The 24,121-nt window shown below is 67.7% G+C and carries 22 protein-coding genes; 16 read left to right on the forward strand and 6 right to left on the reverse strand.

The features are described 5' to 3' along the window. The first annotated feature begins 32 nt into the window (after nucleotides 1-32). The 3 genes from ACIGKL_RS06005 (at nucleotide 33) to ACIGKL_RS06015 (ending at nucleotide 2,960) form a co-directional block, all read left to right on the forward strand. Nucleotides 33-560 carry a TRAP transporter small permease gene (locus ACIGKL_RS06005; RefSeq protein WP_397485779.1) on the forward strand — a complete coding sequence of 176 codons (528 nt, stop codon included), beginning with the start codon at nucleotides 33-35 and terminating at the stop codon, nucleotides 558-560. Next, nucleotides 560-1,840 (forward strand): TRAP transporter large permease, encoded by a 1,281-nt coding sequence (locus ACIGKL_RS06010; protein WP_397485780.1) that lies wholly within the window; start codon nucleotides 560-562, stop codon nucleotides 1,838-1,840. Before ACIGKL_RS06005 ends, ACIGKL_RS06010 begins: the two co-directional genes overlap by 1 nt. 217 nt (nucleotides 1,841-2,057) lie before the next feature. After that, nucleotides 2,058-2,960 carry an EamA family transporter gene (locus ACIGKL_RS06015; RefSeq protein ID WP_397485781.1) on the forward strand — a complete coding sequence of 301 codons (903 nt, stop codon included), beginning with the start codon at nucleotides 2,058-2,060 and terminating at the stop codon, nucleotides 2,958-2,960. A 98-nt stretch (nucleotides 2,961-3,058) separates the two neighbouring features. Here ACIGKL_RS06015 and ACIGKL_RS06020 read toward each other — a convergent pair whose 3' ends face one another. After that, complete coding sequence (locus ACIGKL_RS06020; RefSeq protein WP_397485782.1) at nucleotides 3,059-3,814, reverse strand: FadR/GntR family transcriptional regulator; 756 nt, start codon at nucleotides 3,812-3,814, stop codon at nucleotides 3,059-3,061. A 100-nt stretch (nucleotides 3,815-3,914) separates the two neighbouring features. On the opposite strand from ACIGKL_RS06020, the gene ACIGKL_RS06025 reads away from it, so the two are divergent. Together ACIGKL_RS06025 and ACIGKL_RS06030 are read left to right on the forward strand one after the other, a co-directional pair. Continuing rightward, on the forward strand, nucleotides 3,915-4,790 hold the full coding sequence (locus ACIGKL_RS06025) for an aldose 1-epimerase (protein WP_397485783.1): 876 nt from the start codon (nucleotides 3,915-3,917) through the stop codon (nucleotides 4,788-4,790). A 247-nt stretch (nucleotides 4,791-5,037) separates the two neighbouring features. Continuing rightward, the gene (locus tag ACIGKL_RS06030; protein WP_021444897.1) at nucleotides 5,038-5,250 is read left to right on the forward strand and encodes a hypothetical protein; all 213 of its coding nucleotides are present in this window, start codon (nucleotides 5,038-5,040) and stop codon (nucleotides 5,248-5,250) included. A 306-nt stretch (nucleotides 5,251-5,556) separates the two neighbouring features. Here ACIGKL_RS06030 and ACIGKL_RS06035 read toward each other — a convergent pair whose 3' ends face one another. Further along, nucleotides 5,557-7,041 (reverse strand): helicase HerA-like domain-containing protein, encoded by a 1,485-nt coding sequence (locus ACIGKL_RS06035; RefSeq protein ID WP_397485784.1) that lies wholly within the window; start codon nucleotides 7,039-7,041, stop codon nucleotides 5,557-5,559. A gap of 156 nt (nucleotides 7,042-7,197) precedes the next feature. On the opposite strand from ACIGKL_RS06035, the gene ACIGKL_RS06040 reads away from it, so the two are divergent. Then, nucleotides 7,198-9,075, forward strand: a complete 1,878-nt coding sequence (locus ACIGKL_RS06040; protein WP_397485785.1) for a methyl-accepting chemotaxis protein — start codon at nucleotides 7,198-7,200, stop codon at nucleotides 9,073-9,075. Between the two features lie 43 nt (nucleotides 9,076-9,118). On the opposite strand, the gene ACIGKL_RS06045 is transcribed toward ACIGKL_RS06040, so the two are convergent. The 3 genes from ACIGKL_RS06045 to purU are packed head-to-tail and all read right to left on the reverse strand — an operon-like array spanning nucleotide 9,119 to nucleotide 10,638. Next, nucleotides 9,119-9,298: a hypothetical protein gene (locus tag ACIGKL_RS06045; protein ID WP_397485786.1), complete on the reverse strand. Its 180-nt coding sequence runs from the start codon at nucleotides 9,296-9,298 to the stop codon at nucleotides 9,119-9,121. 17 nt (nucleotides 9,299-9,315) lie between these two features. Next, the gene (locus ACIGKL_RS06050) at nucleotides 9,316-9,741 is read right to left on the reverse strand and encodes a CBS domain-containing protein (protein ID WP_397485787.1); all 426 of its coding nucleotides are present in this window, start codon (nucleotides 9,739-9,741) and stop codon (nucleotides 9,316-9,318) included. A 45-nt stretch (nucleotides 9,742-9,786) separates the two neighbouring features. After that, entirely contained in the window at nucleotides 9,787-10,638 is an 852-nt protein-coding gene (gene purU, locus ACIGKL_RS06055) for a formyltetrahydrofolate deformylase (protein WP_021442679.1), read from the reverse strand. A 304-nt stretch (nucleotides 10,639-10,942) separates the two neighbouring features. Between purU and mvaT the strand changes: the two genes are divergently transcribed. Continuing rightward, the gene (gene mvaT / locus ACIGKL_RS06060; protein WP_397485788.1) at nucleotides 10,943-11,317 is read left to right on the forward strand and encodes a histone-like nucleoid-structuring protein MvaT; all 375 of its coding nucleotides are present in this window, start codon (nucleotides 10,943-10,945) and stop codon (nucleotides 11,315-11,317) included. Nucleotides 11,318-11,521: 204 nt separating this feature from the next. Here the strand turns inward: mvaT and sbcB are convergent, their stop codons facing one another. Then, nucleotides 11,522-12,955 (reverse strand): exodeoxyribonuclease I, encoded by a 1,434-nt coding sequence (gene sbcB / locus ACIGKL_RS06065; RefSeq protein ID WP_397485789.1) that lies wholly within the window; start codon nucleotides 12,953-12,955, stop codon nucleotides 11,522-11,524. A 180-nt stretch (nucleotides 12,956-13,135) separates the two neighbouring features. Here sbcB and ACIGKL_RS06070 point away from each other — a divergent pair, with 180 nt between their 5' ends. The 9 genes from ACIGKL_RS06070 (at nucleotide 13,136) to ACIGKL_RS06110 (ending at nucleotide 24,039) form a co-directional block, all read left to right on the forward strand. Beyond that, a complete protein-coding gene (locus ACIGKL_RS06070; RefSeq protein ID WP_397485790.1) occupies nucleotides 13,136-13,894 on the forward strand; it encodes a hypothetical protein in 759 nt (252 codons plus the stop codon). 87 nt (nucleotides 13,895-13,981) lie between these two features. After that, nucleotides 13,982-14,707: an RDD family protein gene (locus ACIGKL_RS06075; RefSeq protein WP_397485791.1), complete on the forward strand. Its 726-nt coding sequence runs from the start codon at nucleotides 13,982-13,984 to the stop codon at nucleotides 14,705-14,707. Further along, nucleotides 14,704-15,684 (forward strand): stage II sporulation protein M, encoded by a 981-nt coding sequence (locus ACIGKL_RS06080; protein ID WP_397485792.1) that lies wholly within the window; start codon nucleotides 14,704-14,706, stop codon nucleotides 15,682-15,684. The genes ACIGKL_RS06075 and ACIGKL_RS06080 overlap by 4 nt, the downstream gene beginning before the upstream one ends. Then, nucleotides 15,671-17,248, forward strand: coding sequence for a DUF4129 domain-containing protein (locus ACIGKL_RS06085; RefSeq protein ID WP_397485793.1), 1,578 nt, complete (start codon nucleotides 15,671-15,673; stop codon nucleotides 17,246-17,248). The genes ACIGKL_RS06080 and ACIGKL_RS06085 overlap by 14 nt, the downstream gene beginning before the upstream one ends. Continuing rightward, nucleotides 17,245-18,423: a DUF4350 domain-containing protein gene (locus ACIGKL_RS06090; RefSeq protein ID WP_397485794.1), complete on the forward strand. Its 1,179-nt coding sequence runs from the start codon at nucleotides 17,245-17,247 to the stop codon at nucleotides 18,421-18,423. The genes ACIGKL_RS06085 and ACIGKL_RS06090 overlap by 4 nt, the downstream gene beginning before the upstream one ends. After that, nucleotides 18,420-19,460: an AAA family ATPase gene (locus ACIGKL_RS06095; RefSeq protein ID WP_397485795.1), complete on the forward strand. Its 1,041-nt coding sequence runs from the start codon at nucleotides 18,420-18,422 to the stop codon at nucleotides 19,458-19,460. The genes ACIGKL_RS06090 and ACIGKL_RS06095 overlap by 4 nt, the downstream gene beginning before the upstream one ends. Continuing rightward, nucleotides 19,457-20,788: a DUF58 domain-containing protein gene (locus tag ACIGKL_RS06100; RefSeq protein ID WP_397485796.1), complete on the forward strand. Its 1,332-nt coding sequence runs from the start codon at nucleotides 19,457-19,459 to the stop codon at nucleotides 20,786-20,788. The genes ACIGKL_RS06095 and ACIGKL_RS06100 overlap by 4 nt, the downstream gene beginning before the upstream one ends. A 365-nt stretch (nucleotides 20,789-21,153) precedes the next feature. After that, complete coding sequence (sodB, locus tag ACIGKL_RS06105) at nucleotides 21,154-21,735, forward strand: superoxide dismutase [Fe] (RefSeq protein WP_021443757.1); 582 nt, start codon at nucleotides 21,154-21,156, stop codon at nucleotides 21,733-21,735. 237 nt (nucleotides 21,736-21,972) lie between these two features. Continuing rightward, on the forward strand, nucleotides 21,973-24,039 hold the full coding sequence (locus tag ACIGKL_RS06110) for a putative bifunctional diguanylate cyclase/phosphodiesterase (protein ID WP_397485797.1): 2,067 nt from the start codon (nucleotides 21,973-21,975) through the stop codon (nucleotides 24,037-24,039). Nucleotides 24,040-24,121 lie beyond the last annotated feature (82 nt).

Below are 24,121 nucleotides of genomic sequence, written 5' to 3' on the forward strand. Positions count from 1 at the left end.
CTGGGCCGTCGCGACGCCACCGGTGAAATCTGATGAAAAACCTGGTTCTGGGCGTCAACGACGCCATCTACCGCGCCTGCATCGGCGTCGCCGGCCTGGCGATCGTGATCATGGCGACGATCATCCCCTGGGGCGTGTTCAGCCGTTACGCGCTCGGCCAGGGCCTGGGCTGGCCCGAACCCATCGCCATCTTGCTGATGGTGCTGTTCACCTTCGTCGGCGCCGCCGCCAGCTACCGCGCCTGCGCGCACATGGCGGTCAATGTGCTGAGCGACCGGCTGCCGCCGGCGGCCCAGCCGTTTCTCACCCTGTTCGTGCGCCTGGCCATGGCCGCCATCAGTCTGTTCATGCTGATCTGGGGCTACAAGCTGTGCGTCGCCACCTGGAACCAGTACCTGAGCACCCTGACCTGGCTGCGCGTCGGCCTCAGCTACGCGCCGATCCCGCTGGGCGGTTTCATCACCCTGCTGTTCGTGCTCGAACAGCTGCTCTACGGCGACCAGCACAAGCGCCGCGTCGTCGACTACGAATGCACCGAAGACTCCAAGGAGGCCGTGTAATGGATGCCGTCATCCTGTTGGGCAGCTTCCTGGCCCTGATCCTGCTGCGCGTCCCGGTCGCCTATGCCCTGGGCATGGCCACCCTGATCGGCGCCTGGTGGATCGAGATTCCCCTGCACGCCGTGATGATCCAGATCGCCGGCGGCGTCAACAAATTCTCCCTGCTGGCCATCCCCTTCTTCGTCCTGGCCGGCGCGATCATGGCCGAGGGCGGCATGGCCCGCCGTCTGGTGGCCTTCGCCGGGGTGCTGGTGGGGTTCGTCCGCGGCGGCCTGTCGCTGGTCAACATCACCGCCTCGACCTTCTTCGGCGCCATCTCCGGCTCCTCGCTGGCCGACACCGCCTCGGTGGGCTCGGTGCTGATCCCGGAAATGGAGAAGAAGGGCTACCCGCGCGAGTTCTCCACCGCGGTCACCGTGTCCGGCTCGGTGCAGGCGCTGCTCACCCCGCCCAGCCACAACTCGGTGATCTACTCGCTGGCCGCCGGCGGCACGGTGTCGATCGCCGCGCTGTTCGTCGCCGGCATCGGCCCGGGCCTGCTGCTCAGCTTCACCATGGCCACCCTGTGCCTGCTGTTCGCGCGCAAGCGCAACTACCCCAAGGGCGAGGTGATTCCGCTGCGCCAGGCGCTGAAGATCTGCGTCGAGGCGCTGTGGGGCCTGATGACCATGGTGATCATCCTCGGCGGCATCCTCAGCGGCGTGTTCACCGCCACCGAGTCGGCCGCGGTGGCGGTGGTCTGGGCCTTCTTCGTGACCATGTTCATCTACCGCGACTACAAGTGGAGCGAACTGCCGAAGATGCTGCACCGCACGGTGCGCACCCTGTCGATCGTGATGATCCTGATCGCCTTCGCCGCCAGCTTCGGCTACATCATGACCCTGATGCAGATCCCGTCGAAGATCACCACGGCGTTCCTGACCTTCTCGGACAACCGCTACGTGATCCTGATGTGCGTCAACTTCATGCTGCTGGCCCTGGGCACGCTGATGGACATGGCGCCGCTGATCCTGATCCTCACGCCGATCCTGCTGCCGGTGGTGACCTCCTTCGGCGTCGACCCGGTACACTTCGGCATGATCATGCTGGTCAACCTGGGCATCGGCCTGATCACCCCGCCGGTGGGCGCGGTGCTGTTCGTCGGCGCCGCCATCGGCAAGGTCAGCATCGAGAACACGGTGAAAGCGCTGCTGCCGTTCTACGCCGCGCTGTTCGCGGTGCTGATGGCGGTCACCTATATCCCCGCTATCTCGCTGTGGCTGCCCAGCGTGGTGCTCTGATCTACGATCTGCTGCGCGTCGGCCCTACTGCGTTAAAAACAGGCTCGGAATGCTCATGTACAAAAGTACACTCCGCTTCCTCGCCTGTTTTTGCCTTGTAGGGCTCTAGCTCGCGAGATCGCACCTTCTGATTCACCGCCCCGCGTGCGGGGCCTGCCCCATTCACCCCGAGCCGCCGCCTGGCGGCTCTCGCTTTATAAGGACGTAACGCCCCGCCATGCCCGCCGCCCCGTTCCCCCGGCATATCGCCGCGCTGATCCTCGCCACCCTGGCCTGCTCCTTCGCCGGCAACCATATCGCCGCGCGCATCGCCTTCGACCACGACGCCGGCCTGCTGCTGGCGATCCTCTGCCGCTCGGGAGTGACCCTGCTGGTGCTCGCCGCCCTGGTGCTGTGGCAACGCGATTCGCTGCGCCTGAGCCGCCAGACCTGGGGCTGGCAGCTGGTGCTGGGGCTGCTGATCGCGGTGCAGAGCTTCTGCATCTATTCGGCGGTGGCGCGCATCCCGGTGGGCCTGGCGCTGCTGGTGGTGAACCTCTCGCCGATTCTCCTGGCGCTGCTCACCTGGGCCCTCGGCGGCCCGCGGCCGACCGCCCGCGCGGCGCTGATCATGGGCCTGATCCTGTTCGGCCTGGTGCTGGTGCTGGACGTGCCGGCGCGCCTGGCCGGCCAGGCCCAGCTCGACGCGCGCTGGATCGAGGGGGTGTCGTTCAGCCTGACCGCGGCGGCGGTGTTCGCCGTGGCCCTGTGGATCACCGAACACCGGCTGTCGGCGATGCCCGGGCGGGTGCGCAGCATGCTGACCATGGCGGTGGTGTTCAGCGCCTCGGCCCTGGCCGGCGCCAGCGGCGCCCTGCCCGGCGGCCTGGGTCTGCCCGACGCGGCGGTCGGCTGGGTGGCCCTGGCCTGCCTGGTACTGCTCTACGGCACGGCGTTCTCGGTGCTGTTCATCTGCATGCCGCGCCTGGATATCGCGCGCAACGCGCCGGTGATGAACATGGAGCCGGTGGCCGGGATGCTGTTCGGCTGGTTGATCCTCGACCAGCTGCTCGGCGCCCTGCAGGTGGTCGGCGGGCTGATCGTGGTCGGCGGTATCGTGCTGCTGGCCTACCGCCGCTAGGGTGTTGCGGGGTCGCCCGGGTCGTGCGTAGCGAGAGTTCAGTGCTCAGACCGGTGCGCACGGCGCACCCTACGGACGCCGGCGCCCGTAGCCACGGCTCAGCCGTGCAGCGCCTCGGCCTCGGCGGCCTCGTGAGCCTGGCGCAGGCGCTCGCGGCTGTTGGTCAGGTGCAGGCGCATGGCGGCGCGCGCCGCCTCCGAGTCCTGGCGGGCGATGGCCTCGAAGATCTGCTCGTGCTCGCGCGCCAGGCGCGCCATGTAGTGCGCCTGGTCGTCGCGCGCCAGGCTGGCGGAATTGACCCGGGTGCGCGGAATGATGCTGGTGCCCAGGTGGCTCATGATGTCGGTGAAATAGCGGTTGCCGGTGGCCTCGGCGATGCGCAGGTGGAACTGGAAGTCCGAGGACACCGCGTCGCTGGCGTGCGCCGCGCTCTCGTTGATCGCGTCCAGCGCCTCGCGGATGGCCTTCAGTTGCGCCTCGTTGCGGCGCTGCGCGGCCAGGCCGGCGGACTCCACTTCCAGGCTGATGCGAAATTCCAGGATCGCCAGCACGTCGCGCAGGGTGACGATGGTCGCCGGGTCGATGCGAAAGCCGCTGGGGCTGGGGGTGTCGAGCACGAAGGTGCCGATGCCGTGGCGGGTTTCCACCAGGCCGGCGGCCTGCAGCCGCGACAGCGCCTCGCGCACCACGGTGCGGCTGACGCCCTGCTCCTCCATGATCGCCGACTCGGTGGGCAGCTTCTCGCCGCGCTTGATCGCGCCGTCGCGGATACGCTGCGACAGCTCGGCCACCAACTCCTGGGCCAGGCTACGGTGCTTGCGGCGGGCGCGGGGTTGGGCGTTGGGGGTTTCCATGGCGGGAGCGCTCTCGGCTGACGGCTAAGCCGCAATCATAGCCCAGCAGTTGTACGATGACACTATGAATTCCCGACCAATAGCGACACCGGAGCGCCAGATGCCGACCACCTTGCTGACCCTGCACGACAGCCTGACCCGCCTGACCCTGGCCCCCGAACTGGGCGCCAGCCTGGTCAACTGGACCCGTTTGCGCGACGGCTGGCCGCTGCTGCGGCACAGCGACGAGCAGGCGCTGGCCGCCGCCAACCCGCGGCGGCTGGCCTGCTACCCGCTGGCGCCCTGGTCAAACCGCATCGGCGGCGGCGGCTTCGCCTGCCCCGACGGCTGGCAGGCGCTGGCGGCCAACAGCGCGCACGAGGCGCTGCCGATCCACGGCAGCGCCTGGCAGCAAGCCTGGCAACTGGTTGATGCGACATCCGACAGCGCCACCCTGCAACTGGACAGCCTGCAGCCCTTCCCCTACCGCGCCCACCTGCAGGTGCGCCTGGCAGGCGGCCGCCTGAGCCTGCGCCTGCAGGCCACCCACCTCGGCGAACGGCCGACCTGGTACGGCCTCGGCCTGCATCCCTATATCACCCGCACCGCGCATACCCGCCTGCAAGCGCAAGCCAGGCAAGTATGGCTGTGCGACGCCGACAAACTGTCCACTCAACTGGCCGAATTACCCGCGGCGTGGAACTTCGCCGAACTTGCCGCCCTGCCGGCGCAGACGCTGGACAATGCCTTTACTGGCTGGCCGGGCAGCGCGCGCATCGTTCAACCGGAGGCCGGCTATCAATTGCTCTGCCACGCCGACGGCACCGAATTCTTCTTGCTGTATTGCCCGCAGGAGCAGAACTTCTTCTGTTTCGAGCCGGTCAGCCATCCGGTCAACGCCCACCACCTGCCGGGGCGCCCGGGCCTGCAACTGCTGGCGCCGGGGCAAAGTTGCCGGCTGCAGTTCAGCCTGGAGTACCAGGCGCTCGATAACTGAGCACTGGACATTCGCCGACACTTCGCGATAATGGCGCGCAAGTTGCCTCGCGCAACTTCATTTATAAAAAGTTACATACACATAAGTAACTGAATAAGAACGGGAAACTTGCAAACCCTGACACTTTGCAAAGTATTCGCCGGACAAAACCATCAGCAGCACCCTAGATTGATCCCTGACCGCAGCAGTGAAGCGGAGTGCTTCACGCGTCATGCGGGTCGATCGCCAGACCATATAGGTAAACCCAGTGACGAAAGACGAACTGCGCGCCGAACTCGAGCGCCAGGCGCAGCGTTACAAGGATGTATACGGCGGGGAAGTCATCACCTACGCCGCACAGCCGGATCCCGACCGCAAGCCCTGGCGCAAGAAACCCAGCCTGCTCGACCAGGCCTTCGATAAGGAAATCGAAAAGATCGAGAAAGAACGTCAGGACAAGAAAGACGCCGCCAGCGAATAGCGCCACGTCCTACGTCAACCTACGATTAAATGGCCTCCCGTAGGTCGGACATGCCGCCAGGCTTGTCCGGCGAGCCGGTCGACGGTCGACGGTCGACGGTGGACAAGGCTTCGCCATGTCCACCCTACCAACTACCAACCCAGCCTCGCCTGCTAAGGCAATTCTGAAATAGTCGTCATTCCCGCGCAGGCGGGACAGCGGCTTCATCGCTGAACAGCGCTTGCGCTGGCCCGAAGGGGAATACTCCGTCGTACCTGGGCTCCCGCCTTCGCGGGAGTGACGATAAATGGCCTTTTCAGAACCTCCCTAACGTTTCTTGCCGCCCAGCAGCGACCCCATCAGCCCGCGCACCAGCTGCCGCCCGAGCTGGTTGGCCGCCTGGCGCAGCGCCGACTTCATCGCCCCGCCGAGCAGTTCGCCGGCCATCTGCCCGAGTCCATCCTGCTGCGCCGCGGCCTTCTGCCGTCCGCTCGGCTGGGCCGGCGCCTCGGCGCTGGCCTGGGCGGCGCGGGCGGTGAGCAGCTCGTAGGCCGATTCGCGGTCGATCGGCCTGTCGTAGCGCCCGGCCAAAGGCGACTGGCGCACCAGGGCGGCGCGCTCGCTCTCGTGCAGCGGGCCGATGCGCGACTGCGGCGGGGCGATGGCCACCCGCTGCACCATGGCCGGCGTGCCCTTTTCCTCCAGGGTGCCGACCAGCGCCTCGCCGATGCCCAGTTCGGTCAGCACGCTCAGGCTGTCGAACGCCGGATTGGGGCGGAAGCCGTCGGCCACCGCGCGCAGCGCCTTCTGCTCCTTGGCGGTGAAGGCGCGCAGGCCGTGCTGGATGCGCAGGCCGAGCTGGGCCAGTACGTCGTCCGGCAGGTCGCTGGGCGACTGGGTGACGAAGTACACCCCCACGCCCTTGGAACGGATCAGCCGCACCACCTGCTCCAGGCGCTCCTGCAGCGCCTTGGGCGTGCCCTGAAAGAGCAGGTGCGCCTCGTCGAAGAACAGCGCCAGCACCGGCTTGTCGGCGTCGCCACGTTCGGGCAGTTGCTCGAACAGCTCGGCCAGCAGCCACAGCAGGAAGGTCGCGTAGACCTTGGGCGCCTCGTGCACCAGGCGGCTGGCGTCGAGCAGGTGAACCCGGCCGCGGCCGTCGCGATCGGGGTGCAGCAGGTCCTCGAGTTGCAGCGCCGGCTCGCCGAACAGCGCCTCGGCGCCCTGCTGCTCCAGGCTGGCCAGGCGCCGCAACAGCGCCTGGGCCGAGGTGTTGGTGAACAGCGCGCTGTCCTCGCCGAGCACCTGCGGGTTGTCCTTGAGGTGGCCGAGCAGCGCCTTGAGGTCCTTCAGATCGAGCAGCAGCAAGCCCTCGCGATCGGCCACCTTGAACGCGGCGTAGAGCGCCGCCTGCTGGCTGTCGGTCAGTTCCAGCAGGGCGCCGAGCAGCAGCGGGCCCATCTCGCTCAGGGTGGTGCGCAGTGGGTGGCCGCTCTGCCCGTGCACGTCCCACAGGCACAGCGGATAGGCCTGCGGCCGGTGCTGCAGCCAGGCCATGCTGGCGATGCGCTCGGCGACCTTGCCCTGCGGCGCACCGGCGGCGCCGAGACCGCACAGGTCGCCCTTGACGTCGGCGGCGAACACCGCCACGCCGGCGTCGCTGAAGGTCTCGATCAGGCGCTGCAGGGTCACCGTCTTGCCGGTGCCGGTGGCGCCGGCGATCAGGCCGTGACGGTTGGCCAGGCGCAACGGCTGGCCGACGGGCTGGCCATCGCTGCCGGCGCCCAGTACGAACTGCGAATTCATAGACATCTTTGCCATCCCTAGAGTTAAAGCTTTACTGCAGGTATGCCGACATAGGCATCAGACCAAAGGCGAATTGCCTTCGCCAAAATCCCCCACGAACCGCCCCACTGGCGCCCCGTGGAACACAAGACTGGTTCCAGAGCCTTCCGGACGCAAGACAACATGACTAAAAACCTGCAGTTCAGCCACAAGATCCTGCTCGCAGCATCGCTGGTGGTGATAGTCGCCTTCTCCCTGTTCACCCTCTACAACGATTACCTGCAACGCAACGCCATCCGTGCGGATCTGGAAAACTACCTGCACGAAATGGGCGACGTGACCGCCAGCAACATCCAGAACTGGCTGTCCGGGCGCATCCTCCTGGTGGAAAGCGCCGCCCAGTCGATCGTCAACGACAACAACCCGGAGCGCGTGGTCAAGCTGCTGGAGCAGAAGGCGCTGACCTCCTCGTTCGCCTTCACCTACCTGGGTGCCGAGAACGGCGACTTCACCATGCGCCCGGACGCCGACATGCCCGAGGGCTACGACCCGCGCACCCGCCCCTGGTACAAGGACGCCATGGCCGCCGGCGGCTCCACCCTCACCGAGCCCTACGTCGACGCCGCCACCAGCGAGCTGATCATCACCATCGCTACCCCGGCCAAGCCGGCCGGCGTGGTCGGCGGCGACCTCAGCCTGCAGACCCTGGTCGACATCATCAACGCCCTGGACTTCGACGGCATCGGCTACGCCTTTTTGGTCAGCGCCGACGGCAAGATCCTGGTGCACCCGGACAAGACCCTGGTGATGAAGAACCTCAAGGACATCTACCCGCAGAACACTCCGCGCATCGCCAGCGAGTTCAGCGAGGCGCAACAAGACGGCGACACCCGCATCCTCACCTTCACCCCGGTCAAGGGCCTGCCTTCGGTCAACTGGCACGTCGGCCTGTCCATCGACAAGGCCAAGGCCTACGCGATGCTCACCGAGTTCCGCGCCTCGGCCATAGTCGCCACCGTCATCGCCGTGGTGCTGATCATCGCCCTGCTCGGCGTGCTGATCCGCGTGCTGATGCAGCCGTTGAACACCATGGGCAAGGCCATGCAGGACATCGCCCAGGGCGAGGGCGACCTGACCAAGCGCCTGGCGATCCAGTCCAACGACGAGTTCGGCGCCCTGGCGCGCGCCTTCAACCAGTTCGTCGAGCGCATCCACAGCTCGATCCGCGAGGTGTCCTCGGCCACCGTGCAGGTCAACGAGGTGGCCAAGCTGGTGGTGGGCGCCTCCAACTCGTCGATGGCCAACTCCGACGAGCAGGCCAGCCGCACCAACAGCGTGGCCGCGGCGATCAACGAACTGGGCGCCGCCGCCCAGGAGATCGCGCGTAACGCCGCCGACGCCTCGACCCAGGCCTCCGACGCCCGCCATCAGGCCGAGGACGGCGGCAAGGTGGTGCAGCAGGCGATCAGCTCGATGAGCGAGCTGTCGGACAAGATCAGCGACGCCTGCGCCAAGATCGAGATGCTCAACGGCAAGACCGTGGACATCGGCCAGATTCTCGAGGTGATCAAGAGCATTTCCCAGCAGACCAACCTGCTGGCGCTCAACGCCGCCATCGAGGCCGCCCGCGCCGGCGAGGCCGGGCGCGGCTTCGCCGTGGTCGCCGACGAGGTGCGCAACCTGGCGCACCGCACCCAGGAGTCGGCGCAGGAGATCGAGAAGATGATCGAGGAGCTGCAGGTCGGCTCGCGCGAGTCGGTCACCACCATGACCGAGAGCCAGCGCTACAGCGAGGACAGCGTGGCGATCGCCAACCAGGCCGGCGAACGCCTGGGCAGCGTCACCGCGCGCATCGGCGAGATCGACGGGATGAACCAGTCGGTGGCCACCGCCACCGAGGAGCAGACCTCGGTGATCGAGTCGCTGAACATGGACATCATCGAGATCAACACCCTCAACCAGGAAGGCGTGGAGAACCTGCAGGCCACCCTGCGCGCCTGCGGCGACCTGGAGCAACAGGCCGCGCGCCTCAAGCAACTGGTCGACAGCTTCCGCATCTGAGTACGCGCAACGAGACCAAGGGCGCCGCGGCGCCCTTGGTCGTTTATGGCTCGCGCTCGGGCTCGGGCGGCGCCTGTTCCTGCAACTGCCGCCACAGCTCGGCGGCCTCGGCGAACTCGGCGCCGTCGTCCTCGCTCAGGGCGTCCGGGTCGTAGCGGCGCACGCAGCCCTCGCCCAGGGTCGGCGGCGCCTTGGACGTCGCCTTGTCCAGTGGATCGCTCATCCTGCTGATGCCCTCCTCTAACCGGCTTCCAGCTTGCCCTGCTCATGCTGGGCAAACTCCTTGACCGCCCGCAGCACGTCGTGGCGGCTGATCTGGCCGATCAGGTGACCGTCCTCGACCACCGGCAGGCGCCGACGCCGACCGCGCAGGAAGCGCTCGGACAGCTCGATGATGTCCGCCTCCGGCGAGATGGTCTCGACCTCGGCGGTCATGTAGGCGTTGACGTTGCCGCCGATGGCCTCGTAGTAGGCGCCGGAGAGGATGCCGCGCAGGCAGTCGCCCTCCGACAGCAGGCCGATCAGGTGGCCCTGGGAATCGACCACCGGCGCCGCCGAGATACGGTGCTCCAGCAGGCGGTTGATGGCGGTGAACAGATCGGTATCCGACCTGAAGGTCACCAGATGGCGGGTCATGTAGTCCCGCACCTTGATGGACTTGAGCATGGGCGATCTCCTCTGGCGAGCATCGGTTCGGCCCACGGCGCAAGATCAGTCGAACACCACTGTCTTGTTGTCGTGCACCAGAACCCGGTCTTCCAAGTGATAGCGTAGCCCACGCGCCAGCACCATCTTCTCCACGTCCTTGCCCAGACGCACCATTTCCTCGATATCGTCGCGGTGGGTGACGCGCACCACGTCCTGCTCGATGATCGGCCCGGCGTCCAGCTCCTCGGTGACATAGTGCGAGGTGGCGCCGATCAGCTTGACCCCGCGCAGCGAAGCCTGGTGGTAAGGCTTGGCGCCGACGAAGGACGGCAGGAAGCTGTGGTGAATGTTGATCACCCGCTGCGCGTACTCGGCGCACAGCGCCGGCGGCAGGATCTGCATGTAGCGCGCCAGGACGATGACGTCGGCCTGGTGCTGCTTGACCAGGCGCTCCACCTCGGCGAAGGCCGGCGCCTTGTCCTGCGCATCGACCGGCACATGGAAGTAGGGAATGCCGTGCCACTCGACCATGCTGCGCAGGTCGTCGTGGTTGGAGATCACGCAGGGAATGGCGCAATCGAGCTCGTCGCTGTGCCAGCGGTGCAGCAGGTCGGCCAGGCAGTGCGACTCGCGGCTGGCCATCAGCACCACACGCTTCTTCTGCGCCGAGTCGGTGATGCGCCACTCCATGGAGAATTCGCGGGCAATCGGCGCGAAGGCCTGCTGGAAGCCCTCCAGCTCGAACGGCAGGGAATCGGCGCGAATCTCGTGGCGCATGAAGAACCAGCCGCTCTGGGTATCGGAATGATGACTCGCTTCGGTGATCCAGCCGTTGTAGGTCGCCAGGAAACTACTGACCTTGGCGACGATGCCGACGCGATCCGGGCAGGCGATGACCAGTCTGAACGTGCGCATATACAAAACCCCAATGACGGCGCAAAAGTCGGCCATTCTAGCGACAAGCCGAAGAAACTGCAGTAGCGCGGGCAGACTGGCGCCCGCGGCAGTCCCCGGCAGGGCGTGGAGAAATATCCACACGGCGGGAAAACAGGCAACTTCGACGACCGTGGAAATACCCGGTTTAAATTAAAGGCCGTGGCTACAAAAGGTTGCAGGGCGCCGCAGTTATTTTCTCCGGCGCTGTTTACTTGTTATAAGTGCGTGACTATTATTGCCTCACTGTCCACTTTATAAACCTATTCACGCCAAGGTACTGCCCATGTCGCTGATCAATGAATACCGCGCCACCGAAGAAGCCATCAAGGAGCTGCAAGAGCGCCTGAAGAACATGTCGCAAGACGACAAGCTGAAAAAGGAACTGGAATTCGAAGGCAAGTTGCGCACCCTGATGGGCGAATATCAGAAGTCCCTGCGCGACATCATTGCCCTGCTCGACCCGGAAGCCAAGGTCGGCAAGGCCCCGCGTGCCGGCAAGCCCGTTGCCACCAAGCGCGCGCGCAAGGTCAAGCAGTACAAGAACCCGCACAGCGGCGAAGTGATCGAAACCAAAGGCGGCAACCACAAGACCCTGAAAGAGTGGAAAGCCAAGTGGGGCGCCGACGTCGTCGAAGGCTGGGCCACCCTGCTCGGCTAAGCCTCGCGCAATACCCGAAAACGCCAGCCCTGCTGGCGTTTTTTATTGCCGGTATTTTGCCGCGGGATGACCGGCGAAAATTGTTGCCGGCAACTCGCCCGGCGCCGCACAAGTTTGCCGGACGGGCCGCGGCCAACGCCCGGCCGCCACCCCGCTCGATATGCCCATGCACAATTGGGCTATACCCCATTGCCGGCGGCGCGGCTAATTGATGCCGTAGCGCGCCTGCACATTCTCCGCATACACCTGCCATTGCTGCAAAAGTTGCACTTGGCTCGGCGTGCAGTTGCCGCGCACTTCCTCCAGCGCCTGACGAAACTGCCCCAGGGTATTGGGTGCGCCGAACTCGGCGGCACTCAGACGCTGGCGGCAGAACTCCTGCCAGCGTTGCCGCTCGGCCGGCGACAGGCTGTCCGGAAAGTTGCGCGCGCGATAGCGGAACAGCAACTCCGGCAGACGCGCGTCGTCGAACGGCCAGTCCTGGTTGGCCAGCGCCTCGGGCTCGGCACGGCGCACCTGCTCGCACAGGCGGCGGTCGCGATCGCCGATAAAACCCTCGTACAGCTGCTGCTCGGGGTCGCCACTGGCGGCGAAGGCCTCCTCGCGATAGATGGCCGCCAGCTTGTCCTGCCACAGCGCCTGCGCCGCCTGCAGCGCCTCGGCGTGGCGCTGGCACTGCGCCCAGTCCAGCTGCAGGCGCTGGCGGTCCTGCTCGCGCAGCACCGACAGCGGCGCCACCACCGGGCAGCGGTTGATATGCAGCAGCTTCAGCGGCACCGGCGCCTCGCCCTCGGCCAGCTCCTCACGGCGGGTGTACAGGCGGCTGCGCAGGGTCTCGGCATCCAGCTCCAACAAGGGCGCCGGGTCGGCCTGCAGGTCGCAGACGATCAGCGCGTTGCGGTTGCGCGGGTGCCAGGCCAGCGGCAGCACCGGCGCCAGGTAATGCCGCGCCGCGGAGAAACGCCCGGACACATGCAGCAGCGGCTGCAGCAGACGGATCTGATCCAGCATCCGCTGCTTGCTGCGCAACTGGTAGAGGAAGTCGTACAGCCGCGGCTGGCGCTCGCGCAGCAGGCGCGCCAGACCGATGGTGGCGCGCACGTCGGACAGCGCGTCGTGGGCCTGGCCATGGTCGATGCCGTTGGCCTGGGTCAGGCGTTCCAGCTTGAGGCTCACGCGGCCGTCTTCCTGCGGCCACTCGATGCCCTCCGGGCGCAGCGCGTAGGCGGTGCGCACCAGGTCGATCAGATCCCAGCGGCTGTTGCCGCCCTGCCATTCGCGGGCGTAGGGGTCGAAGAAGTTGCGATAGAGGCTGTAACGGGTCACCTCGTCGTCGAAACGCAGGCTGTTGTAACCGGCGCCGCAGGTTCCCGGCACGGACAGCGCGGCATGCACCCGGGTGACGAACTCGCCCTCGTCCAGCCCCAGCTGTTGCAGGCGCTGCGGGTCGATGCCGGTGACCAGGCAGGCGGCCGGGTGCGGCAGGATGTCGTCGCTGGGCCGACAGTAGAGGTTCAACGGCTCGTCGATCTCGTTGAGCGCCTCGTCGGTGCGGATGCCGGCCACCTGCAGCGGCCGGTCGCAGCGCGGATTGATGCCGGTGGTCTCGTAGTCGTACCAGAAGATGCTGGAAGTCACGCGCGTATCCCCAGTGCACAGTGGCCGGGCAGTCTATCATTCATGCCCAGGCGCGCCGCCGCCGGCAAAGCATGAACCAGCGCACAGCCGCTGCATGCCCGCCCAGGCGCCGCTTGTAGGCCAAATGCCAGTACCCCTAGCATGTGCCACCCCTCCCACTCGACGTACAAGGACGCCGCCATGAGTGACGCTACCACCCCCAATCCCTATGCCGCCCCCGTCAGCGACCTGCAGCAGCCGCTCGGCGACCAGGTGCCGAGCATCGAAGAAGCGCTGGCCCGCGGCTACGACTTCAGCATCGGCGCACTGATCGGCGAAGCCTGGGCCAAGGTCAAAGGCACCAAGGGCATCATCATCGGCGGCTTCCTGGTGTTCTACCTGGTGCTGCTGGCCGCTACCTTCGTCCTCGGCGGCATCGTCGGCGTGTTCGGCGCCCTCAGCGACAACCTGGTCGCGGTGGTGGTCGGCGAGGTGCTGGTGTCGCTGCTCGCTTCCGCCCTGGCCTATCCCTTCATGGCCGGGATCAACATGGTCGGCATCCGCCGCGCCGCCGACCAGCCGATCAGCTTCAACGAAATCTTCAGCCACTTCGGCCGCACCGTGCCGCTGATCATCACCGCCGTGGTGATGATGCTGCTGATCTACCTCGGCATGCTCCTACTGCTGCTCCCCGGCATCTACCTGGCGGTGGCCTATCTGCTGGCGATTCCGCTGGTGGTCGAGCGCGGCCTGTCGCCCTGGCAGGCGCTGGAGGCCTCGCGCAAGGCCATCAGCCAGCACTGGTTCAAGGTCTTCGGCCTGTTCCTGCTGCTCGGTGTGATCGTGATCCTCAGCGCCATCCCGCTGGGCATCGGCCTGGTCTGGAGCATCCCGCTGATGGTCGTAGCCATGGGCGTGCTCTACCGCACCATCTTCGGCGTGCTGCCCGCCGCCCAGTAAGCCGTTGCGCCGGGCCGAGCCATCGGCCCGGTTGCGTTCGTGTCCCGCTGCTCGCTAGCATCGGGCTTTCCCTGATGCAGTCCGCCGATGCCCTCACGCTCAAGCGCCAGCCTCCCGCAGCACCAGCCGCCCCTGGACACCCGCTACCAGGTGGAGACGCCGGAGGGCATCGACCTGCAATTGCGTCCCGCCGGCCTGGTGCCGCGCGCCCTGGCGTTCGCCATCGACCTGGCGATCCGCGGGCTGATCCTGGCGCTGATGTTCATCGTCCTCGGCCTGCTCGGTCAGTTCGGCATGGGCCTGGGCACCATCCTGCTGTTTCTCGTCACCTGGTGGTACATGGTGCTGTTCGAGGTGCTCAACCAGGGCCGTTCGCCCGGCAAGCAGTTGCTCGGCCTGCGCGTGGTGCACGACGACGGCACGCCCATCGGCTGGGCCGCCTCGCTGACGCGCAACCTGCTGCGCTTCGTCGACATCCTGCCGTTCGGCTACAGCCTGGGCATTCTCAGCTGCCTCAACCATCCGGCGTTCAAGCGCCTCGGCGATATCGCCGCCGGCACCCTGGTGGTCTACCGCGACGCCGCGCCGGCGCGCCCGCAGCTGCCGGAGGCCGAGCCGCTGCCGACGCCCTTCCCGCTCAGCCTGGCCGAGCAACGCGCGCTGCTCGGCTTCGCCGAACGCGGCGCCCAGCTGTCGGCCGCGCGCCGCGCCGAACTGGCCGCCCTGCTCGCCGAGCCGCTGCAGGTGCCGGCGGAGCAGGCCGAGGCGCGCCTCAACGGCATCGCCCGCGGCCTGCTGGGGAGCGCGCCATGAAGCAGAGCCTGTTCGAGCGCCGCCACCAGGCCGACTGGGACGCCTTCGCCGCGCAGCTCGACGCCCTCGAGCGGGGCAAGGCCGAGGCGCAGGCCGGCAGCCGCTTCGCCGCCGACTATCGGCGGCTGTGCCAGCACCTGGCCCTGGCCGAGGCGCGCGGCTACAGCGGCCATCTGATCGAGCAGCTGCAGCAACTGGCGATGCGCGGCCACCAGCAGTTCTATCGCCACCGCAGCCACCTCGGCGCCCAGCTGGTGCGCTTCCTGTTCGGCGGCTTCCCCCGCCTGGTGCGCGCCGAATGGCGCAGCGTGTGCGTCGCCAGCCTGCTGTTCTTCGGCAGCCTGGCGCTGATGGGCGGCCTGATCTACCTCTACCCGGAGCTGATCTACAGCCTGGTCAGCCCCGAGCAGGTCGGCGAGATGGAGAAAATGTACGACCCCGACGCGCGGCGCCTCGGCCGCTTCGGCGAGCGCGACGCCGGCGACGACTGGGTGATGTTCGGCTTCTACATCATGAACAACATCGGCATCGCCTTTCAGACCTTCGCCAGCGGCCTGCTGCTGGGCCTGGGCAGCCTGTTCTTCCTGTTGTTCAACGGCCTGATGATCGGCGCGGTGGCCGGCCACCTGACCCGCATCGGCTACAGCGAGACCTTCTGGTCCTTCGTCGTCGGCCATGGCGCCTTCGAGCTGACCGCCATCGCCCTGGCCGGCGCCGCCGGCTTCAAGCTCGGCTGGGCGCTGCTCGCCCCCGGCCGCCTGCCGCGCGGCGAGGCGCTGCGCCTGGCCGCGGGCACCGCGGTGCAACTGGTCGCCGGGGTGATCCTGTTCCTGTTGCTAGCGGCCTTTATCGAGGCCTTCTGGTCGTCCACCACCGTCGCCAGCCCGACCATCAAGTACGCGGTCGGCGCCGGGCTGTGGGCGCTGGTGCTGGGCTACCTGCTGCTGGCCGGACGGAGGCAGCATGCGCCTGACTGAAGCCAGCGTCGCCATCCGCCCGCGCACCGCCTGGGAAGCCATCGACCTCGGCGTGCTGCTCGCCCGCCGCCACGCCGGCCTGCTGATGGCCAGCTGGGCGCTGCTCACCCTGCCGCTGTTCGCCCTGCTCTGCGCCCTGCTCTGGCAGTACCCGGGCTGGGCGATCTTCCTGTTCTGGTGGCTCAAGCCGGCCTACGAGCGGCTGCCGCTGTATATCCTGTCGCAGGCGCTGTTCGGCAACGTGCCGACGCTGAAGCAGGCCCTGCGCGCCCTGCCGCGCCTGCTCGGGCCGCAGCTCTTGGCCAGCCTGACCTGGCGCCGGCTGAGCCCGACGCGCAGCTTCGACCTGCCGGTGCTGCAGCTCGAGGGCCTGGCCGGCCAGGCGCGCAGCCAGCGGCTGATCGTCCTCGGCCAGCGCGACAGCGGCGCCGCCACCTGGCTGACCCTGGTCGGCATGCACCTGGAAATCGCCCTGTGGCTGGGCCTGGCCGCGCTGTTCTACCTGCTGCTGCCACAGCAGATCGAACTGAACTGGAGCTGGGAGACCCTGATCGCCGCCAGCAGCGGCCAGTGGCTGTGGCTGGAGCACCTGTCCAACCTGCTCTACGTGCTGCTGCTGATCCTCTGGGAGCCGGTCTACGTCGCCTGCGGCTTCAGCCTCTACCTCAACCGGCGCACCGCCCTGGAGGCCTGGGACATCGAGCTGAGCTTCCGCCGCCTGCGCCAGCGCCTGAGCGGCAGCGCCTACGCCCTGCTGCTCGGCTGCGCCCTGCTGCTGAGCCAACTGCCCGGCGCCGCCTGGGCCGACTCGGCGCCGACGGCCAGCGCGCCGTTCGACCCGCAGGGCCCGGATGCGCCGCGCCTGCAGCAGCAGCCGCTGAGCAGCCAGGCGGCGCGCGCCGGCATCGAGGCGCTGCTCGACGAGCCGCCGTTCGAGCACCGCGAAACCGTCACCCGCTGGCGCTTCGGCGAGGAACAACCGGCGCAGGAGGCCGATCCCGAGGATCTGGAAGCCCTGCTGGAGATGCTCAAGAACCTGCTCAAGCTCGGCGAATGGTGGAAGAGCCTGGATATAGTCGCGCAGGTCTTCGAGGTGCTGCTGTGGGCCGCCCTGGCCGCCCTGCTGGTGTTCGTCCTGTGGCGCTACCGCGAGTGGCTGCAGACCTTCGGCGAGCGCCTGGGTCTGCCGAGTCGGCGCCGGCAGCAGCCGCCGGATCAGCTGTTCGGCCTGGAGCTGGCGCCGGAGAGCCTGCCCGAGGACGTCGCCAGCGCGGCCGAACGGCTCTGGGCCGAGCAGCCGCGCGCCGCCCTCGGCCTGCTCTACCGCGCCCTGCTCAGCCGCCTGCTGCACGAGCACCGGCTGCCGCTGAAACAGGCGCACACCGAAGGCGAGGTGCTGCAACTGGTCGAGGCCCTGCAGCAGCAGGAGCTGGCCGCCTACAGCCGCCAGCTCACCGGCCACTGGCAAGCCCTGGCCTACGGTCATCGCCTGCCGCCCGAGGCGCTGCGCCAGGGCCTGTGCCAGGGCTGGCGCGAGCTGTTCGGCCAGGAGCGCTCGGCATGACGCGGCGCGCCGGTTTCATCCTGGGCTTGGCCCTGCTGCTGGGCCTGGGCCTGCTCGCCAGCTACCTGCTGGGCAAACTCGAACCCTACCAAGACGAGGTCGAACACGGCCCGGCCCCCGAGGTCGCCAGCAGCCCCTACCTCGCCGCCGAACACTTCCTGCGCCGGCAGGGCATCGCCGCGCGCCGCGCCGACGGCCTGGAAATCCTCGACGGCCTGCCCAGCCAGGGCCAGACCCTGATGCTGCTGGCCGACCGCGGCAACATGACCCCGCGCCAGGTCGAGCGCCTGCTGCAGTGGACGGCGAACGGCGGCCACCTGCTGTTCGTCGCCGAGCGCCTGTGGGACGAAGACCAAGGCAAGAGCGGCGACCTGCTGCTCGACCTGCTCGGCATCCAGCAATACATGAGCGAGGAACTGGACGAGGAGGACGCGGCCGACGACGAGGAGACTGGCGACGGCGAGCCCTACCCGCAGCTGACCAAGCTCTACCTGGAGAACGAGCAGGCGCCGGCCTATATCGCCTTCGACACCGACTTCCACCTCTACGACGCGCAGAATCGCGCCCACGCCTGGGCCAACAGCGATGCCGCCACCCACCTGCTGCAGCTGTATCACGGCGACGGCCTGATCACCGTGCTCAGCGATCCGTGGATCTGGCAGAACCGCAACATCGACCAGTACGACCACGCCTGGCTGCTCTGGTACCTCGGCCAGGACAGCGCGGTGACCCTGCTCTACCGCGCCGAGCGCGACGACCTGGCCCGCCTGCTGCTGCGCCACTTCCCGCTGGCACTGGTGCTGCTGGCGCTGCTGCTCGGTGCCGCGCTGTGGCACCTCGGCATGCGCCACGGCCCGCTGCTCGCCCCCGCCAGCCGCGCCCGCCGCCAGCTGGAAGAGCACCTGCGCGCCAGCGCCGACTTCCTCCTCCGCCGCAGCGGCCAGCAGGCCCTGCTGCAAGGCCTGCAGCAGGACATCAGGCGCCGCGCGCGGCGCCGTCACCCCGGTTTCGACAAGCTCGGCGTGGCCGAACAGTGGCAGGTGCTCGGTCGCCTGACCCGCCTGCCGGCCAGGGACATCAGCCAGGCCATGCGCCCGCTGCCGCCGCAACGCCTCTCCGCCAGCGACTTCACCCGCCAGGTCGCCCACCTGCAAAGCCTCAGGAATGCCCTATGACGAGCGAACAGACGCCAGATACCGAACACCTGCCGGCCAGCGAAGCCCCGGTCGCCGCCCCGAGCCATCCGCAGGCGCAGCAGCGCCAGCGCGCCAGCGCCCTGGCCCAGGCCCTGCGCGCCGAGCTGCGCAAGGCGGTGATCGGCCAGGGCGCGGTGATCGACGACGTGCTCACCGCGCTGATCGCCGGCGGCCACGTGCTGGTCGAAGGCGTCCCCGGCCTCGGCAAGACCCTGCTGGTGCGCGCCCTGGCGCGCTGCTTCGGCGGCGAGTTCGCGCGCATCCAGTTCACCCCCGACCTGATGCCCAGCGACGTCACCGGCCACGCCGTGTACGACCTCGCCAGCGAGCAGTTCAAGCTGCGCAAGGGCCCGGTGTTCACCAACCTGCTGCTGGCCGACGAGATCAACCGCGCCCCGGCCAAGACCCAGGCCGCGCTGCTGGAGGTGATGCAGGAACGCCAGGTGACCCTGGAAGGCCGCGCGCTGGCGGTGCCGCAGCCCTTTATGGTGCTGGCGACGCAGAACCCCATCGAGCAGGAAGGCACCTACCCGCTGCCGGAAGCCGAGCTGGACCGCTTCATGCTCAAGCTGCGCATGGACTACCCGGAGCCGGACGAAGAGCTGAGCATGGTGCGCCAGGTGACCCGCTCGGCCAAGGCCGACATGCTCGAGGTCAGCCCGCTGCGCACCCTGCTGCAGGCCAAGGACGTGCTGGCGCTGCAGAAGATCGCCAGCGACCTGGCGCTGGACGACCAAGTGCTCGACTACGCCGTGCGCCTGGCCCGCGCCACCCGCAGCTGGCCGGGGCTGGCCATGGGCGCCGGGCCGCGCGCCTCGATCGCCCTGGTGCGCGGCGCCCGCGCCCGCGCCCTGCTGCGCGGCGGCGATTTCGTCCTGCCCGACGACATCAAGGGCTGCGCCCTGGCCGTGCTGCGCCACCGCGTGCGCCTGGCGCCGGAACTGGACATCGAGGGCCTGTCGGTGGACCAGGTGCTGCAACAGCTACTCGACCAGGTGCCAGCGCCGCGCCTATGAAACCCTCGCGCCTGCTCCTCGGGCTGCTCGGCGCCCTGTTCGCCGTCGCCGTGCTGCTCGGCGCCCTGCCCCTGCTCGGCGTGCGCCTGGCCGCCAGCCTGATGCCGCTGGCCTGGGGCCTGCTGCTGGCCCTGCTGCTGGTCGCCGCGGTCGATGCCCTGTGTCTGAGCCGCTTGCCCTCGCCGCGCCTCGAGCGCGCGCTGCCGGGCAACCTGCCGCTGGGGCGCTGGAGCGAGGTGCAACTGACCGCCCACCACTATTACCCCCAGGGCCTGGAGATCGAGGCGTTCGACCATGTGCCGGCGGGCATGGCCTTCGAACACCTGCCGCAGCGCATCGCCCTGCGCCCCGGCCAGCAGACGCGCTTCGCCTACCGGCTCAAGCCGCTGGTACGCGGGCATTTCCACTTCCAGCGCTGCGAGCTGACGCTGCCCAGCCCGCTGCGCCTGTGGCAGGCCAGGTGCCTGCTGGCGTTGCCCGGCGAGAGCCGCGTCTACCCCGATTTCGCCCGCCTCTACGGCGCCCAGCTCAAAGCGGTGGACGACTGGCTCAGCCAGCTCGGCGTACGCCAGCGCCCGCGTCGCGGCCTCGGCCTGGAGTTCCACCAGCTGCGCGAATTCCGCGACGGCGACAGCCTGCGCCAGATCGACTGGAAGGCGACCGCGCGCAAGCGCACGCCGATTGCCCGCGAATACCAGGACGAGCGCGACCAGCAGATCGTCTTCCTGCTCGACTGCGGCCGGCGCATGCGCAGCCAGGACGACGAGCTGTCGCACTTCGACCACGCCCTCAACGCCTGCCTGCTGCTCAGCTACGTGGCGCTGCGCCAGGGCGACGCAGTGGGCCTGGCCACCTTCGCCGGCGGCCAGCCGCGCTATCTGGCGCCGGTCAAGGGCCCGGCCCAGCTCAACGTGCTGCTCAATGCCGTCTACGACCTGCACGCCAGCCAGCAGCCGGCCGATTTCGCCGCCGCCGCCGACGCCCTGCTCGCCCGCCAGCGCCGCCGCGCCCTGGTGGTGCTGGTGACCAACCTGCGCGACGAGGACGACCAGGAGCTGCTCGCCGCGGTCAAGCGCCTGTCGCGCCAGCACCGCGTGCTGATCGCCAGCCTGCGCGAGGAAGTGCTCGACCGCCTGCGCCTGGAGCCGGTGCAGCAGTTCGAGCAGGCCCTGGCCTACTGCGGCACCCTGGACTACCTCAACGCCCGCGCCGATTTGCACGAACGCCTGGCCGCCCACGACGTGCCGGTGCTCGACGCCCGCCCCGGCGAGCTGGGCCCCGAGCTGGTCAGCAACTACCTGGCCTGGAAGAAAGCCGGCGCGCTGTAGGGTGGATATGGCGAAGCCTTGTCCACCAGCCGTTACCTGGGTATCGCCAGGCTCAACCCAGCCTAGGTGCTTGTGTAGGAGCGAATTTATTCGCGATTGTGCCGCGAATTTCACGAATGAATTCGCTCCTACAGGCGAGTAGCCCGGATGCAATCCGGGACGAATGCTGACGGGCACAGGGCCCTGGCATCGGCTTTTCCACACAGTTGCTGCGTGGTTATGCCCGGGGGGCGGTGCTATGATCCCCGGTCTGCGGCGCAAGGAGTGGAAATTCCCGCCGCTTGCAGGCCTCCCGCGCCTGCTGTTCCGGCCGCCCGTGATCGGCCCATGCGCATACCGCACACGACCTGAGTAGGAGATAGACCATGGCTTTCGAATTGCCGCCGCTGCCTTACGAAAAGAACGCCCTCGAGCCGCACATTTCCGCCGAGACCCTGGAATACCACCACGGCAAGCACCACAACACCTACGTGGTGAACCTGAACAACCTGGTGCCGGGCACCGAGTTCGAAGGCAAGACCCTGGAAGAGATCGTCAAGACCTCCTCGGGCGGCATCTTCAACAACGCCGCACAGATCTGGAACCACACCTTCTACTGGAACTGCCTGTCGCCCAACGGCGGCGGTCAGCCGACCGGCGCCCTGGCCGACGCCATCAACGCCGCCTTCGGTTCCTTCGACAAGTTCAAGGAAGAGTTCAGCAAGGTTTCCATCGGCACCTTCGGTTCCGGCTGGGGCTGGCTGGTGAAGAAGGCCGACGGTTCCCTGGCCCTGGCCAGCACCATCGGCGCCGGCTGCCCGCTGACCAGCGGCGACACCCCGCTGCTGACCTGCGACGTCTGGGAACACGCCTACTACATCGACTACCGCAACCTGCGTCCGAAGTACGTCGAGGCGTTCTGGAACCTGGTCAACTGGGACTTCGTCGCCCAGAACTACGCGGCCTGAATTCAAGCCCCGTAACGCAAAAACCCGGCCTCGGCCGGGTTTTTCGTTTTCGCCGCGGCGAACGGCGCTCAAGTCCGCAGCCGGCGCACCGACACAGTGCCAGAGGCCCGCAACGCCGATTGGCGACGCGCCGTCGCGGAAAACTGCTGGCCCGCGTGATGGCCCTTTGACGGCCAGGGCGAGATTGCCAATACTCTGGTCTGACTGACGCTGGGCGCACAGAACAAGGAATCGCCTTTGAAGCTGGAATTGAAGAACAGCCTGTCACTCAAGTTGCTCCGCGTGGTGCTGCTCTCGGCGCTGGCTGTCGGGGTGGTGTTGAGCTGCGCGCAGATCGTCTTCGACGCCTACAAGACCCGCCAGGCGGTGGCCAACGATGCCCAGCGCATCCTCGGCATGTTCCGCGACCCCTCGACCCAGGCGGTGTACAGCCTGGATCGCGAGATGGGCATGCAGGTCATCGAGGGCCTGTTCCAGCACGAGTCGGTGCGCTACGCCAGTATCGGCCATCCCAACGAACCCATGCTGGCAGAGAAGTCCCGCGAGCTGACCCAGTTGCCGACGCGCTGGATGACTGACCCCATCCTTAGCCAGGAGCAGCACTTCGCCACCAAGCTGGTCGGCCGCGGCCCCTACAGCGAATACTACGGCGACCTCAACATCACCCTGGACACCGCGCCCTACGGCGAGAGCTTCGTCACCAACTCGGTGGTGATCTTCATCTCCGGCGTGCTGCGCGCCCTGGCCATGGGCCTGGTGCTGTACCTGGTCTACCACTGGCTGCTGACCAAGCCACTGTCGAAGATCATCGAGCACCTGACCCACATCAACCCCGACCGCCCCAGCGAACACAAGCTGCCCATGCTCAAGGGCAACGAGAAGAACGAGCTGGGCCTGTGGATCAACACCGCCAACCAGCTGCTGGCCTCCATCGAGCGCAACACCCACCTGCGTCGCGAGGCGGAGAACAGCCTGCTGCGCATGGCCCAGTACGACTTCCTCACCGGCCTGCCCAATCGCCAGCAGCTGCAACAGCAGCTCGACCAGATTCTCGAGGACGCCGGCCGCCTGCAACGTCGCGTCGCCGTGCTGTGCGTCGGCCTGGACGACTTCAAGGGCATCAACGAGCAGTTCAGTTACCAGAGCGGCGACCAGCTGCTGCTGGCCCTGTCCGACCGCCTGCGCAGCCACAGTGGCCGCCTCGGCGCCCTGGCCCGCCTCGGCGGCGACCAGTTCGCCCTGGTGCAGGCCGATATCGAACAGCCCTACGAGGCCGCCGAACTGGCGCAGAGCGTGCTCGACGACCTGGAGCAGCCATTCCTCCTCGACCAGCAGGAAGTACACCTGCGCGCCACCATCGGCATCACCCTGTTTCCCGAAGACGGCGACAGCACCGAGAAGCTGCTGCAGAAAGCCGAGCAGACCATGACCCTGGCCAAGAGCCGCTCGCGCAACCGCTACCAGTTCTATATCGCCAGCGTCGACAGCGAGATGCGCCGCCGCCGCGAGTTGGAGAAGGACCTGCGCGAGGCGCTGGCGCAGAACCAGCTGCACCTGGTCTACCAGCCGCAGGTGGACTACCGCGACCACCGGGTGGTGGGCGTCGAGGCGCTGCTGCGCTGGCAGCACCCGCAACACGGTTTCGTCCCGCCGGATCTGTTCATCCCCCTGGCCGAACAGAACGGCACCATCATCCCCATCGGCGAATGGATTCTCGACCAGACCTGCCGCCAGTTGCGCGAGTGGCACGACCAGGGCTTCAACGACCTGCGCATGGCCATCAACCTGTCCACCGTGCAACTGCACCACGCCGAACTGCCACGGGTGGTCAACAACCTGATGCAGGTCTACCGCCTGCCGGCCAAGAGCCTGGAGCTGGAAGTCACCGAGACCGGCCTGATGGAAGACATCAGCACTGCCGCCCAGCACCTGCTCAGCCTGCGCCGCTCCGGCGCGCTGATCGCCATCGACGACTTCGGCACCGGCTACTCCTCGCTGAGTTATCTGAAGAGCCTGCCACTGGACAAGATCAAGATCGACAAGAGCTTCGTTCAGGACCTGCTGGAAGACGAGGACGACGCCACCATCGTTCGCGCCATCATCCAGCTCGGCAAGAGCCTGGGCATGCAGGTGATCGCCGAGGGCGTGGAGACCGCCGAGCAGGAAGCCTACATCATTGCCCAGGGCTGCCACGAGGGTCAGGGCTACCTGTACAGCAAGCCGCTGTCGGCACGCGAACTGACCCTGTTCCTCAAACAGGCCCGCCGCCTCAGTGCCGCCGCCGGCAACCCCGCCACGCTCTAAACGGACAGCCCGCCTAACAGGCTCGCCGCCTCTCCCGTAGGGTGCGCTGTGCGCACCAGCCTGTAGGGTGGAAAACCGCGAA

This window comes from Pseudomonas sp. NPDC077186 (assembly GCF_044543505.1).
Taxonomy (GTDB): Bacteria; Pseudomonadota; Gammaproteobacteria; order Pseudomonadales; family Pseudomonadaceae; genus Aquipseudomonas.

Bases quoted from the DNA above. Each gene is read 5' to 3' on its own strand.
- ACIGKL_RS06005 (WP_397485779.1), top strand. From the start codon at position 33: ATGAAAAACCTGGTTCTGGGCGTCAACGACGCCATCTACCGCGCCTGC.
- ACIGKL_RS06010 (WP_397485780.1), top strand. From the start codon at position 560: ATGGATGCCGTCATCCTGTTGGGCAGCTTCCTGGCCCTGATCCTGCTG.
- ACIGKL_RS06015 (WP_397485781.1), top strand. From the start codon at position 2,058: ATGCCCGCCGCCCCGTTCCCCCGGCATATCGCCGCGCTGATCCTCGCC.
- ACIGKL_RS06020 (WP_397485782.1), bottom strand. From the start codon at position 3,814: ATGGAAACCCCCAACGCCCAACCCCGCGCCCGCCGCAAGCACCGTAGC.
- ACIGKL_RS06025 (WP_397485783.1), top strand. From the start codon at position 3,915: ATGCCGACCACCTTGCTGACCCTGCACGACAGCCTGACCCGCCTGACC.
- ACIGKL_RS06035 (WP_397485784.1), bottom strand. From the start codon at position 7,041: ATGTCTATGAATTCGCAGTTCGTACTGGGCGCCGGCAGCGATGGCCAG.
- ACIGKL_RS06040 (WP_397485785.1), top strand. From the start codon at position 7,198: ATGACTAAAAACCTGCAGTTCAGCCACAAGATCCTGCTCGCAGCATCG.
- ACIGKL_RS06045 (WP_397485786.1), bottom strand. From the start codon at position 9,298: ATGAGCGATCCACTGGACAAGGCGACGTCCAAGGCGCCGCCGACCCTG.
- ACIGKL_RS06050 (WP_397485787.1), bottom strand. From the start codon at position 9,741: ATGCTCAAGTCCATCAAGGTGCGGGACTACATGACCCGCCATCTGGTG.
- purU (WP_021442679.1), bottom strand. From the start codon at position 10,638: ATGCGCACGTTCAGACTGGTCATCGCCTGCCCGGATCGCGTCGGCATC.
- mvaT (WP_397485788.1), top strand. From the start codon at position 10,943: ATGTCGCTGATCAATGAATACCGCGCCACCGAAGAAGCCATCAAGGAG.
- ACIGKL_RS06070 (WP_397485790.1), top strand. From the start codon at position 13,136: ATGAGTGACGCTACCACCCCCAATCCCTATGCCGCCCCCGTCAGCGAC.
- ACIGKL_RS06075 (WP_397485791.1), top strand. From the start codon at position 13,982: ATGCCCTCACGCTCAAGCGCCAGCCTCCCGCAGCACCAGCCGCCCCTG.
- ACIGKL_RS06080 (WP_397485792.1), top strand. From the start codon at position 14,704: ATGAAGCAGAGCCTGTTCGAGCGCCGCCACCAGGCCGACTGGGACGCC.
- ACIGKL_RS06085 (WP_397485793.1), top strand. From the start codon at position 15,671: ATGCGCCTGACTGAAGCCAGCGTCGCCATCCGCCCGCGCACCGCCTGG.
- ACIGKL_RS06090 (WP_397485794.1), top strand. From the start codon at position 17,245: ATGACGCGGCGCGCCGGTTTCATCCTGGGCTTGGCCCTGCTGCTGGGC.
- ACIGKL_RS06095 (WP_397485795.1), top strand. From the start codon at position 18,420: ATGACGAGCGAACAGACGCCAGATACCGAACACCTGCCGGCCAGCGAA.
- ACIGKL_RS06100 (WP_397485796.1), top strand. From the start codon at position 19,457: ATGAAACCCTCGCGCCTGCTCCTCGGGCTGCTCGGCGCCCTGTTCGCC.
- sodB (WP_021443757.1), top strand. From the start codon at position 21,154: ATGGCTTTCGAATTGCCGCCGCTGCCTTACGAAAAGAACGCCCTCGAG.